11 protein-coding genes are annotated in these 13,594 nt (G+C 39.3%); 3 read left to right on the top strand and 8 right to left on the bottom strand.

Annotated elements, in window-relative coordinates; translation table 11 throughout:
- Positions 1-25: 25 nt before the first annotated feature.
- The 3 genes from ACDZ28_RS22865 to ACDZ28_RS22855 all read right to left on the bottom strand — a co-directional run bounded on the left by ACDZ28_RS22865 (position 26) and on the right by ACDZ28_RS22855 (position 3,633).
- Positions 26-1,180: a Ger(x)C family spore germination protein gene (locus ACDZ28_RS22865; protein WP_375102821.1), complete on the bottom strand. Its 1,155-nt coding sequence runs from the start codon at positions 1,178-1,180 to the stop codon at positions 26-28.
- Positions 1,177-2,619: a spore germination protein gene (locus ACDZ28_RS22860; RefSeq protein WP_375102820.1), complete on the bottom strand. Its 1,443-nt coding sequence runs from the start codon at positions 2,617-2,619 to the stop codon at positions 1,177-1,179. Before ACDZ28_RS22860 ends, ACDZ28_RS22865 begins: the two co-directional genes overlap by 4 nt.
- Before the next feature lie 153 nt (positions 2,620-2,772).
- Positions 2,773-3,633, bottom strand: a complete 861-nt coding sequence (locus tag ACDZ28_RS22855; protein ID WP_076118388.1) for a DUF421 domain-containing protein — start codon at positions 3,631-3,633, stop codon at positions 2,773-2,775.
- Positions 3,634-3,839: 206 nt separating this feature from the next.
- Here ACDZ28_RS22855 and ACDZ28_RS22850 point away from each other — a divergent pair, with 206 nt between their 5' ends.
- Positions 3,840-4,046 (top strand): DUF1657 domain-containing protein, encoded by a 207-nt coding sequence (locus ACDZ28_RS22850; RefSeq protein ID WP_036678243.1) that lies wholly within the window; start codon positions 3,840-3,842, stop codon positions 4,044-4,046.
- Between the two features lie 100 nt (positions 4,047-4,146).
- On the opposite strand, the gene ACDZ28_RS22845 is transcribed toward ACDZ28_RS22850, so the two are convergent.
- The 5 genes from ACDZ28_RS22845 to ACDZ28_RS22825 all read right to left on the bottom strand — a co-directional run bounded on the left by ACDZ28_RS22845 (position 4,147) and on the right by ACDZ28_RS22825 (position 11,329).
- Positions 4,147-5,847: a sensor histidine kinase gene (locus ACDZ28_RS22845; protein ID WP_375105396.1), complete on the bottom strand. Its 1,701-nt coding sequence runs from the start codon at positions 5,845-5,847 to the stop codon at positions 4,147-4,149.
- A 64-nt stretch (positions 5,848-5,911) separates the two neighbouring features.
- On the bottom strand, positions 5,912-7,498 hold the full coding sequence (locus tag ACDZ28_RS22840; protein ID WP_375102819.1) for a response regulator: 1,587 nt from the start codon (positions 7,496-7,498) through the stop codon (positions 5,912-5,914).
- Positions 7,499-7,676: 178 nt separating this feature from the next.
- Complete coding sequence (locus ACDZ28_RS22835) at positions 7,677-9,362, bottom strand: extracellular solute-binding protein (RefSeq protein WP_375102818.1); 1,686 nt, start codon at positions 9,360-9,362, stop codon at positions 7,677-7,679.
- Positions 9,363-9,434: 72 nt separating this feature from the next.
- A complete protein-coding gene (locus ACDZ28_RS22830) occupies positions 9,435-10,331 on the bottom strand; it encodes a carbohydrate ABC transporter permease (protein WP_042127373.1) in 897 nt (298 codons plus the stop codon).
- 29 nt (positions 10,332-10,360) lie between these two features.
- Entirely contained in the window at positions 10,361-11,329 is a 969-nt protein-coding gene (locus ACDZ28_RS22825) for a sugar ABC transporter permease (RefSeq protein ID WP_042127372.1), read from the bottom strand.
- Between the two features lie 367 nt (positions 11,330-11,696).
- On the opposite strand from ACDZ28_RS22825, the gene ACDZ28_RS22820 reads away from it, so the two are divergent.
- On the top strand, positions 11,697-12,170 hold the full coding sequence (locus ACDZ28_RS22820; protein WP_341112547.1) for a MarR family transcriptional regulator: 474 nt from the start codon (positions 11,697-11,699) through the stop codon (positions 12,168-12,170).
- 155 nt (positions 12,171-12,325) lie between these two features.
- Positions 12,326-13,561, top strand: coding sequence for an MFS transporter (locus tag ACDZ28_RS22815; RefSeq protein WP_375102817.1), 1,236 nt, complete (start codon positions 12,326-12,328; stop codon positions 13,559-13,561).
- Positions 13,562-13,594 lie beyond the last annotated feature (33 nt).

Genomic DNA, 13,594 nt, shown 5'->3' with positions numbered 1-13,594 from the left:
GCATAACTTCTCCCTCTAAATGTTTTTATTTTGCTGTTCCATAGTCTACAATATAAAAATCTGTCTTTACCTTAATATCAGCTTCATGAGCATAATAACTTTCCCACCGCTCTCTAATCTGCTTCCATAGCTTTGGTTCGTTCCATTCCAGTAGCAATCCGAGTTGCAGAACATCGGCACCTGCTTTTTGGGTATTACGAATGGCTTCGGTAAGATTACCAGAGACTTTCTCTTTAAGCTTCGCAATGATAATTTGGCCGAGTTCCTCTTTATCCCTTTTTTTAGGGTCCCTTAAATAAATAACACTTGCTTTCCCCTTTAAATTCACTGTGAAAACAGGTCCTTCATCCGTTAGGTTTAACTTCTTTGATGATGTTGTGCTTACAAATATAACACTTGCGGCACTTTGTCCCTCATCCCAATCGATGGAATAGACTGCCAACTTAAGTTTGCCTAACGCCCATGCTAATGTCCTTCCCTCTTTAAGATTTAGTATTCCTTTCATCTTATCTTTTTGAAACAGCATGGCCCCTTGAATTCCCGCCCAGTACTCCGGTTTTCCTTCTTTCGATGTTTCTTCTTTTTTACCAAATGAAAGATTGTTAATAGCAAATCCAACACCTGATGCTTCTGCAAACAAGCAATCCTTTATCGTCGTTGAAAACAAATATCTCTCTGATCCAAAGTTCTTCAGTACATCCGAAGGCAATTGCTCGTAAATAGGTGTTAAAGTATTCATCTCTTTTGCACTTTCGGGGCTTGCCATAACATAAGTACCAAGAGGAAGACTTGGTTCTCTTTCAATCCATAGTAGTAATTCGCTGATTCCTTGTTCAGCATAGGTCTTTCCTAAGACAATTACTTTTAATTGAGAAAGACTAAGTTGACGTGTTAAGTCTTTTTGAATTAACAGCATGGCTTCTGGAATCGTTCCTGCGGTCTTAGAAATTGTAGAATAAGTATTACCATCTCCTCCACCGCCATTTGATGGTTGTCCTCCCGCGTTAAGACGATTGGGCAAGGGTGAGTTAATCGTAATTTCAACAGTATTTGGTTCTTTGCCTTCATCGATAAACATTCCATATACAAATGTCAGTTCATCCAGTTCTACCTTCGATGACCAACAACCTGTTATATTTAGGAGCAAGATTGCAATAACTCCTATCTTCAGGATTCTCATTTCTCTTTCTGTCTCCTTTTATTCCTATCTGTATAGAGGTTGCTGCGTTTCGTCATAAAATTTGAGGGAAAGCGAGCTAATGCATCCTTCCAGTCTCGTAACACCAGTGGAGCAACGGGTTGCAAATATGGAGCACCTAAAGGTCTCAGATTAGCTAGATGTCCGTAAATCAAGAAAGCTGTAATATAAACCCCGAGCAACCCCATTATTCCACCCATAATCAGTAAGAGGAAGCGAAGTAATCGAAAAGTCAAGCCTAGCTCATAATGGGGAATGATGTAGGTGGAAATTCCAGTAATGGAAACGACAATGACCATTGGAGCAGATACAATTCCTGCTTGTACAGCGGCTTGACCGATTACTATACCCCCAATAATAGATACTGTCTGTCCCACAGGCTTTGGTATTCGCGTACCAGCTTCTCTAAGGGCTTCAAAGGTAAGTTCCATAATCAGAGCTTCTGTCAGCGCTGAGAAAGGGATATTCTCTCTCGCAGAGGCTATTGTTATCAGCAGATTAGATGGAATAATCTGAGGATGAAAAGTTGTGATTGCAACATAAAGCGATGGAAGAATCATGGATATAATTGAAAATACAAATCGGACTATTCGAATCCAACTTGCTGCATAAAGGCTTTGGTAATAATCCTCAGAGGACTGGAGCATTGTAAAAAAGGATGTCGGAGCAAGCATTGCAGTAGGTGTGCCATCTTGTAATATTCCGATCCGGCCTTCCATTAAAGAAGCCGCCACCGAGTCAGGGCGTTCTGTATATTGAAATACTGGAAATGGTGTGAAGTTCCCCTTCCTCAATTGTTCCGATATATAACTAATGCCTAGTATCCCATCAATATCTATTTCATCTAGTTTCTGTTTAATCTCAGCTAGAACTTCTTTTTTGTAAAGGCCTTCAATATAGACCACATACACATCAGTTTTTGTATATTTGCCAATTGAATAATGAATGGTCTTTAGATCCGGATGTTTAATTTTATGTCGAATCAAAGAGAGATTCGTTTCAATATCTTCAATGAAAGCCTCTTGGGGACCAATCACTACAAGTTCGTTTTGTGATTCGGTCACTGATCTTTTTTGATATTGAGTAATTTCAAAATAATAAACATAAGGAAGATCCTCTATACAAAGCACTACTTTTCCGGCAACGATCAGATCTACAATCTTTTGTACATCAAATGCCTTGAGATATTGGATAGGAAAAACAATTCCTTGATCTAACCGTTCTAAAAATTTCGGCCATTCCAGCTTTGCTTCTGCTTCTTTTTTTAGTGGCAAAGCAATACTTTCATGAAGTGTCTTAGAATCGATGATGGAGGGGATATAGATCAGAAGACAGGAATGCCCATGAACGGAAATCGACTGATATACCGCATCACTACATCCTTCCAGTTGTTCCTTAATGGTTTCTAAAATTCCTGACATGGGCTATACCTCCTGAATTGTGACTTTCGAATCTGGCTTAGTTTGCCAATTGTATACGAGGTTTATACTACCTACTCCATTAAGCTGTATACGAAAAAAAGAACCGGTGCAAAAACCGATTCTTTCTTGTTTTTTGTATGAGGTTGTATCCCATCAACTTTGGATTAAAGGCTTTAAAACTTTCAAAGATGCTTGCAATTGCTCTGCACATTGTTCATACATTTTTTTAGCTTTTTCATTTTCTGTCGACAAACTGAACATTTCCAGATCTGCTTCACATTTTTTGAGCAAAGCATATAATTGTGGTTTATCTTGTGGCTGTGGGACTTTAAAGTTGTCGGCGTACAAATCGACCGTCAACTCACCATAAGAATCAACCTGACCTAGAAATACATTCTCAACAGTTAGACCCATTTTCTCTAGAGCTCCATCAAGCCAGCTGCGAGTCAGATTTAAAGTATCCAAAGGTTTATCAAGTACTTTCCCATCCATAATGACGGCTTGTGGCTCTTTTTCTGGAGCAACTTTAATACCGAGATGTTTGGGTGTAAGCGGCTGATTCTCTCTCTTAAGCAGAACATTAATGGCTCCATCAGATTCCATAATCGCAAATTCCACTTCAGATATATTGAATACATCCTTTTTACGTAGCTCTTCCAATAATTCATCTGTTGTTAAGCGTTCCTTTTTCATATGATCTTCGAGTATTTTTCCGTCCTTAATAAGTACGGTGGACTTAAAATCAATGAAGTCTCTTGCTTTTTTACTCTTCATCTGAAGATATTCAACCCCTAAAGAACAAGCGACCCATACAATCAGTGCAATGAGTCCTAGATGCCAATGCTTGTCCGTATCCAAAGAAATATAGGCAGCTAAGCTACCGACGGTTATCCCCGTAATATACTCGAAGAACGAAAGCTGCGATACTTGTCTCTTCCCCAATAACTTAGTTAATAAGAAAAGCACAACCACAGCAAAGAGGGTTCGTACTATAACCTCCAGCCATTCCGGCATCTTAAATTTCCTCCTTTTGATGAGCCTTTGTTTATTAACACTCATTATTTGTTAAAAAAGGTTCATTCAATCCGAAATCACACTACTTATTTATGGAAAATCGGTTGCCGTGAAACGCTTCTATTTTTTTCCTGCATAACTAAAGTGAAGGTTGAGAACAATAGGAAACGTCATGCTAAAAATTCAAAATAGAGGAGAGAAACCTAATGACAGTAGCCTCACAAGTAAAAACATGTTTATCTTCTTTAAAAGGCGCTCAAGCGAGCTTGGAACAATTTGCACTTGAAACACAAAATGAAAGTGCAAAAACTTTATTCACTAATGCAGCTGAGCAAACACAACAAATCGTAACACAGGTTGAAAATCGGGTAACCGAATTAGAGTCTGAGGAACCTCAATACAAAGGCTTCTAGCTTTCACTTGAACAATCAAAGGGGTCTTAAGACTAGTAATAACTAGCCTTAAGACCCCTTTTCTACATCATTCATTTCTACAACATAACTGCAATACCTCTTACTTTCTTTTTTTTGCAGGAATCCGAATCTGAACTGAAGTGCCAATTCCAACACGACTAAAAATTGTCACGCCATACTCTGGTCCATATTGCAGTTTAATGCGTTGATCCACATTACGGACCCCGTAACCTGTGTTCGTGTGACCCTTCGAATCAAAAATCTGATCGATACGTTCCTGTCTGATGCCTATTCCATCGTCAATGATGCGGAACAGGATATGATCGCCTTCCTTCCGACCAACAATTCGTATATGAATGTGATCGCCACACCAAGCATGCTTGAGCACGTTCTCTATAAAGGGTTGTAGAATCAGTTTAATGGTCTCATAAGGCCAAATCTCTGTATCAAAATCAAACATGACCTCTAAGCGGTCACCGTATTTAATTTTCTGAATTTCTAAATAGGCATTCGCCTGCTCAATTTCCGTTGGAACCGGAATCATCGTACGACCTTCATTAAGCGTAAGACGGTAAAACTTCGCTAATTCCAGTACCATCTTCTGTAGCTTCTCATTTTGACCAAATTTAGCTAACTGAACAATAGATGATAAAGTATTATACAAGAAGTGCGGATTGATTTGCGATTGCAGAATCTCAAGCTCCGCTTCCTTCTTCTGGAGCTGCGTCAGGTACACCTCTTTAATCAACATATCAATATTTTCACCCATATCATTTAACGCAGTTGCTATCTGAGAGAATTCGTCCTTCCCTCGATATTTAATACGTTTGTGAAGATCACCTTCCCGATAGGCATTAAGCACATATACAAACTTATTAATCCGTATTGAAAAATAACGGGAGATAAATATGCCCACGAAGCTAAAGACCACACAACATATGAGACACATTAAAATAATAAACAAACGTACCTTCATTGCATCCTTTTCAAGGATTGCAATTGGAACAAGAGCGATTAATTGCCATGCTTGGTTAGCAACCATAATGGTTTCTTTAATCGTCATGTAATCCTTATTCAGCTCGGCTTCATTGGTATAGTTCTCCGGTAATTCACCCGATTGATACATTGTTCTACCAAATTCGTTCTTTATAATTAGATTACTTCCTTTTCCAATCTTCGTATAATTGACACTGTCAAAAAGATCTGGAATCCTTACATTAATCCGTAGGAATCCAATCTCTTTAGGCTTAAGAGGTTCGTATGTATCAATTAGTCTACGGAGCAACGAGATGCGATTATTCTCTACATCGCTCTCGATCTGCCACCATTTCATAGTTTCAGCGTATTTTTCAGCTGGAAAATCATAATACCAGGATTTCCCTTCAATCCGTTTCATGTGGTAGAGATGATAAAAGCTGCTATTATCTAGATAGCCCTCAAGTGAATTCGAGTAGATCTCAGGGATCGATTCATTCTTTAAGAATAGCGACATCCCAATCTTCACACCTGTAGATTGAATAGCTACGTCAAGCTTCGGCAATACCTTCTTAGACATCCGGTCGTAATTTTCCCAGCCTTCCTCATAACTCCGAAGATTTCGATAGAAATCAAAATCACTGTATAATTGTGTTGATATTCGAGTGACTTCGTCCATTTTATAATCAATGTTGTCACGAATCTGTAATAACGTTCCTTTAATATTCGTATTGATATGCTCTCGTAATGAATCATTATACATGGAGTGGGAGACGAACCCGATTAGAGAAATAGGAATAATAATAAAAAACATATACGTCAGCATTAACTTATAGCCAATCGGCACATACTTATGTCTACTTCGCTTTTTCACAGAACATCATCCCCCATCACTTGTCGCGCTTACGATACTCCATAGGTGTCATACCATAAGCCTCTTTGAACTGTCTGCTGAAATAAGGGAGATAACGATAGCCTACTTTGCTAGCGATTTCATAGATTTTACACGTTGGATCTTTTAAAAGCTTGCCAGCTTGATCCATTCGAAGCTGTGTGAGTACTTCACTAAACGTTTTCCCAGTTTCCTCTTTGAATAGATAGCCCAAATAGTTAGGCGAGAAAGAGAACTGCTGCGCAATATCTTTAAGCGTAAAGTTATCACTCATTCTGTCCTGCATCATTTGGATAATCTCTCTAATGAGTTTATGGTTCACAGAATCAGATTTGCTACGGAGATACTCTGAGATTTCAAATGTTTTAAGTACGAGCCAGGAGCGAATATCACTGATCGTATCGAATTGGTGTAGAACATCTAAGCTATGTATCTCCATCCCTAATATTTCAAATAAATCCTCGTTAACATCCTTTAATTGCTGATCCAGCTTCCATATGATATACATGGCCAGATTATGAATAGTGAATTTGGATCTCAAACTACTTACAGAGCGGAACAGTTTGTCAATTTCATCATAAATAAGAACTAACTCATACTCTTTCATTGCTTTAAACAGCGTATCCATGCGGGTATCTAACATACGAGCGTCAATCATCCCAGGTTCGCTGCTAACCGTTTCATACATAATAAGTTTGCCTTTGCCAATGAACATTTTTCCGTCCACAGCCTCCATAGCTTGTCGATAGGAGATGTGGACCTGTTCCATAGAAAATGTTGGTTTCCCAACACCCACAGTCATTGTGACTGGAAACTTCGCACGAATCGAGGCGAAAATATCCTCAGTGAAATTCCCCATTTCCTGTTCGTTAATCAATAATGCAATCCGGTAAGACGATACCTTGTAGCAATGTGGCATACCATGCTTCTGACCTATTCTATTTACTTCATAAAGGAAGTCCTTAGCCATTTGATGTTTAGATAGATTATCCTGTCCTTGAAGCCAGTTAAAATAGTCCAGCTCCAAGACAGCTACACGAACAGGCCAATTCAGCTGATCCAGACCGTATGACTTTACAAGTGACAACATTCCGGCCTGGCTCTTCTCATCTCCTTCCCATTCTCCTTCAAACAAGCGTATCAACAAATCATTTTTGGCCATTGGAATCATATGCTGATAGGCTTCTTCGACGTCACGACGTTTTCGTTCATCGTCTAAATCTTGCCTTACTTTCTGAAGTGCAGCAATAAGTTCGCTATCATCCATTGGCTTAAGGACGTAGCTATACGCCTTTAGTGACAATGCTTGCTTCACATAGCTGAAATCTTGGTAACCGCTTACAAATATCACGCGTATATCCTTTTTCTTCTCTATGGCAATCCGGGCCAGCTCTAGACCCGACATATTCGGCATATTCACATCACTAACTATAATATCAATCACATGCTGATCTAAAATATCGCATGCGGTAAACGCGTTATTTGCTGCCTCCACAACTTCCATACCAAGCTCATCCCAAGGAATGAATTGTCTCATACCTTCTAAATCAAGCATCTCATCATCTACTAATAATACGTTGTACATCAACAAGTCCCCCTTTGAAATGCCTTAAATCTATCCCTGAAAATCCTGTAAATTCTACCATTACTCTTTTCCAGTATACCATTCATTAATTTGTCTATCAGCTCATAAACAAGGAGTCATCAGAATCGAACGTAAAAACGAAGGCTTGCCTAGTAGCAAACCTTCGCATTACTAATGATTATTTTCCTAAAGCTTTCTTGTTTTCAGTCCATACTTTTGTAACATAATCAAGGAATTTCTCATAACCAACCTTCATGGAATCATCGTGCGCTTTATCAAGAATTGCTAATGCTTCTGCATCAGTCTTCGCATACATTGATTTCGCTCTAGCAGTTAACCAGATATCTCTGACACTTTGTCTGATAATACCTTCTTCACTGTCGGGAGCCGGATCCCAATTTAGGAACTCCGTAATGTCGCCTTGTGAAGCCCACGTTACTTCCATCTGCCAGCGGTTACTAAAGTCGATTTTATCAGCTGGAAGGGTTTGCAACATCATTTTCTTCGTATTATCCAAGAAAACTGTATTTCCTACCCAAACCAAGTCACCAGCCTTACCGCTAATTTCAGATAATGCTTCTGGCTCATTTAGATATTTATCTTTATTAAATTTAGGAGTAAGTCCATCTGCTTCAAAGCCATCCCAGTAAGCGTCTGGTCCTGGAGGACCCCAGTTCAGAACCATAGAACCTTCTGGACCTGTCATCCAGTCAAGCATAGCAAATACAGCTTCTGGATTTTTAGCGTTTTTAGTAATTGTAGCAACGTTCCAGCCTAGCTGATTGTACGTTCCCGGAGTAATCTTACTTTGATCCAAGCCCGGTTTGTAGATTGGTTTAATAAACATGTAACCATCTTCCGGATTTTTCTTCTTCATCTCTTCATCAGCAGTAGCGAGCAACTTCATCGGATCGAATGTCGCAATCACAGCGAACTTGCCATTCATCGCTTTCTCTCTAATTTGGTCCTCTGTTTGGGTATTCGCATCCTGTGTCATAAGCTTCTCACGCATTAATTTAGCACCAAAGACAACGGACTCACGGAACCCTTCATCTTTGTAAATGGAAGCCATTTTGTCGCCATCAGGTACAGCGTATATTCTAGTATACGAAAGGTTATTCTCTTTAAACGAGGAGAACAACTGGTCAATACCGTTACCATCTTTCGCTAAGCCAGTCTCAAACGGAATAACGTCTGGGAACTTCGCTTTAACTGCATTTAAGTAAGCGTACAAATCATCCGTAGTCTCTAGCTTAGGAGAACCGAGTTCTTTGTAAATTTTCTTATTGATCGCATAACCGGCATTTCCGTTTGGCTGTGTTGTATAATAATTCGGCAGCTGATAGATTTTTCCATCAGGAGAACGAAGCAATTCCAAATGTCCAGCTGTTAAGTATTTTTTAAAGTTTGGATATTTATCAATGTATTCATCCAAAGGAACTAACATATCTGCTTGACGAAGACGTTCTACGTCAGCACCTTTCTCAGTCCACACAATATCCGGCAGCTCGTTACCCACGATCATTGTTTGCAGCTTCTGAGCATTATTACCACCGGAGCTAATACCAGTGACATTGATTTTCAGATTATCTAAAATCCATTTAGAAGCGGCATCCTTGCCCCATTTCGGCATTTGATACCAGCCGTAGTTTCCGTAGAAGGATACTTCAAGCGGTTCTTTCCCTAACTCATACAAATCAGCCGCTGGAGCTTCAGTTGCTGTATTAACCGCTGTTCCTCCTTCTTTCGCTGGTTCAGCAGTTGCAGCTGGAGCGCTTGAATTGTTGCCACTACAACACGCCACCACAGTCGACAATAGCAAGGTAGACAACGTTCCGAGAAGCATCTTTCTCTTAGTCTTCAATGTATTTTCCCCTTTCAATTTGTAATCTATGTTCAAAGCAATATGCTCTAAACCCCATCTCATTCTATCATCCTACTCTTTCAATGATCCGACTAAGACCCCTTTAACGAAGAATCTTTGTAGGAATGGATATACACATACAATCGGAATGGTTGCAACCATGATCGTAGCCATCGTTAATGACTTTGACGTTATTTTCTTGGCTGAGTTAATATGAGCAATGGAACTTGCATCTACATTAGACAGCTGTTCTGAAGCAATATTAGAGAACAATATCTGTCTCAAGATGGTCTGAATCGGCATTAACTCCTCTTTCGTAATGTAAATACTCGCTACGAACCACTCATTCCAGTGATTGACTGCTGTGAACAACGATAATGTTGCGATAACAGGCCCTGACAAGGGAAGTACGATTCGGAGAAAAGTTCCCCAGTATCCGCAGCCATCAATCTTAGCTGACTCCTCCAAGCCTTGCGGTAGACCTTGAAAGAAGGTCCGAAATATGATCATATTCCATACGCTGACAAGTGCAGGAATAATAAACACCCAAAATGAGTTGAAGAGACCTAAACTTCTGATTAGCATGTATGACGGAATGAGTCCCCCACCGAAATACATAGTAATGATACACATAATCATGTAATATTTTCGACCCATAAGTTCACGCTTTGACATCCCATAAGCAAATATCGAAGTCGCCAATATCGCTGTTACTGTACCAATTACCGTTCTTAATGTAGCAATGACGAATCCACCCATTAAACGAGAATCTTCAAATACGATCTTATAATTCTCTAGCGTGAACTCGCGGACCCAGAAAGTAATTCCGCCTTTGGAAGTATCCATCCCCTCGTTAAAAGAAATCACAAGTGAATTCCAAAATGGATAAAACGCGGAGAATGCCAGTAAGGTCAAGAATACATATATGAATCCAATGAACAATCGGTCTCCTATGTTAGTACGTTTCATAGTTCAGTCCCCCTATATTGAGTAATTCATTACCACAAGCTGTTTCCTGCTCTTCTGGCAATGAAATTTGCAAAGGTAAGTAATGTCACACTGATAACGGCCTTGAACAATCCGATAGCAGTCGCATAGGAGTACCTGAAGTTATCTATACCGACACGTACAACATATACATCAACTGAATCTGATACTTCTCGTAGAGCCGGATTGGAAGCAAGGATCAAAATATCTTCAAATCCTGCATTCACCAGATTACCGATAGCCAGAATCATAAAGATGATCACAACTGGCATTATGGAAGGCAACGTAATCAAATATATCTGTTTAAAGCGACTCGCACCATCCATCGAAGCAGCTTCGTATAAGTGCGGATCAATACCAGCAATGGCAGCTAAGTAAACGATCGAGGCAAAACCAATTTCCTTCCATACATTGGTTGTAACTAAAATGCCCCAGAAATACTCGGTCATAGATAGGAAGTTAATCGGTTCATCAATAAATCTCAATTTCTCAAGCAGCATATTAATACTGCCATTATCTACGGATAGCATCGAGGTAACCATTGAGCCGATAACCACCCAAGATAAAAAGTGAGGCAAGTATGTAACGGTCTGAATAACCCGTTTAAAGAACATTTTACGAACTTCGTTCAGCATTAACGCCAAAATAATCGGTGCAGGAAATCCAAAACAGAACTTCAGTAAGCTGATTATGATTGTATTTTTCATAACCACTTCAAATTCAGGAGCATTAAAGAAGTAAATAAAATGCTTTAATCCAACCCAATCACTGCTAATAAAACTATTACCTAACTTGTAATCTTGAAAAGCAATTAGAATACCGTACATGGGGATATAAGCAAAAATAAAAACTAGAACGAGTGCTGGCAATACCATAAGCTGTAGATCTATTTGCTTAAAAAAGCGTCTTATCCCGCTGGTCCGATGCTTGCCCAGATTCGGTCTTGATGTCTTGTCTGGTGCGACGCTTGCGTTCGCCATATGTAAGTCCTCCTAAACCTAGATTCTTATAATTAAATCAGCTTGCATGGCCTTCTCTCTTTTTGCAGCCTTGGTTCTCCTCTACTCTCCTTCCGTTGATCTGCGACCTTATGAACCAATCTTAATATCTAAGCGCTTTCAAAGGTATATGACAAAACAACTATTATTGATACTTTGACACTGTCTTGTAATTGCTCGTCCGATATTACTTTTATTGGAAATCACCAGCGCTTTTCATCGTTTAGCAATCGAATTATACCTTGAATCCTGCAATCAGTAGAATGTTTACTCATCTTTAATATTGTTGAAACAGAAACAAAAATTGAATATAATATTGCTAATGCACTTACGGGTAGGAGGATAGGTCATGAACAAGGAAGAACAGATCCTAATGGGTGTCAGGGACCTATATAATAAGATCGTTTGGCTTAATAAAGATAAGATGGAAGAAAGTCTTAAGGGGTATACATCTTCCGAAGTACATTGTATTGAATACATTGAAAAAAATGTAGATTCCAACGTGACAAAACTTGCGGAGTCCTTTTATATGACTCGCGGTGCCATCAGTAAATTAACTAAGAAGCTCATAGAAAAAGGCCTTATCGAAAGCTACCAGAAGTCGGATAACAAGAAAGAAATCTATTTTAGGCTTACTGAGCAAGGAAAAGTAATTTATAAAATCCATGAGGATCTGCACAAAGAGTTTCAAGAGCGGGATAAAGCTGTATTTGAGCAAATAACCGAGGAACAATTTGAAAGTATGCTTAGTTTCGTCGAGAAGTATAATAGGCATTTGGATAAAGAAATAAAGAAAATGGGGATAGATATTAAGTCGGAATAAATTTAAATAATGATATGAAACCACAGGCAGCCGGGCTCTATTGAGAACGAGCTGCATTTTTATTGTTATTATTTTGTTGACAAGGAAACATAATTTCATTAAGATGAATATGTTTCCTAGGAATCAAAATCATAACGTTTGAGGAGCGAATTTATATGTCCTTATTTAGATCACACAATAAACAGAACACAGAACAATCCATAGATAAACACGCTTTAATATTCGGTCTTATCTCTGTGTTTCTTTGCGGAATCGGCTTCAGTATCATAATGCCTGTCGTCCCATTCTTAGTGCAGCCTTATACAAGCAATCCGGGAGAACAAGCTATAATTGTTACGCTGCTGACCTCTGTTTATGCAGTCTGCGTGTTTTTTGCAGCCCCCATACTTGGAGCTTTGAGCGACAAATATGGTCGTCGTCCATTGCTCTTAGTTTGCCTCTTGGGTTCCGCAATCGGGTATTTCGTTTTTGGTATTGGAGGTGCTCTATGGGTACTTTTTGCTGGACGCATAATCGAAGGTATAACAGGCGGGAGTATAAGCACGATCTTCGCATATTTTGCAGACATTATTCCTTCAGAACAGAGAACCAAATACTTCGGATGGGTGAGTGCGGTTGTAGGTGTAGGCACCGTCATCGGCCCAACTATAGGCGGATTACTGGCTAAGTTTGGTTATTCTGTACCCTTGTATTTTGGAGCAATAATAACTTTATTGAACGTTGTTTATGGATTCTTTTTTATGCCTGAGAGCCTTGATAAGAAGAATAGACTGAAAGAGATTACCTTTGTAAGACTGAATCCATTTTCACAGCTTGCGAACTTACTTTCTATTAAAAACTTAAATAGGTTACTTGTCTCAGCGTTCTTACTTTGGATACCTAACGGATCTTTGCAGGCAGTTTTTTCACAATTCACTATGGATACTTTCAGTTGGAAGCCTGCACTAATCGGACTTATGTTTTCAATAATGGGCCTTCAAGACATCATTTCACAAGGTTTCATAATGCCAAAGCTTTTGAAGAAACTTAGTGATAAACAGATAGCAACTCTTGGAATGTTTTCGGAGATTATTGGCTACAGTCTTATTGCAGCATCCGCTTTGTTCTCATTCTATCCTCTTTTTATCGCTGGAATGTTTATATTCGGTTTTGGTGATTCGATTTTTGGGCCTTCCTTCAATGGGATGCTCTCCAAGTCTGTCGATTCTAGTGAACAAGGAAGGATTCAGGGAGGTAGCCAATCTATCCAGGCTTTAGCTAGAATGATTGGGCCTATCATTGGAGGACAAATCTATGTATCACTTGGTCACGCCACACCCGCTTTTATGGGTATGATCCTTATTGCAGCAGCTATATCAGTATTGAATAAGGGGACACTTGTAAATATGTAAGCAGGTGGTCTTAAGAACAAATAATAGGGTTTC

The sequence above is a fragment of the Paenibacillus sp. RS8 genome (assembly GCF_041956825.1).
GTDB lineage: Bacteria > Bacillota > Bacilli > Paenibacillales > Paenibacillaceae > Paenibacillus_AQ.
Note: the sequence above shows the minus strand (reverse complement) of the source record. Positions and strands in the feature narration are given on the sequence as shown.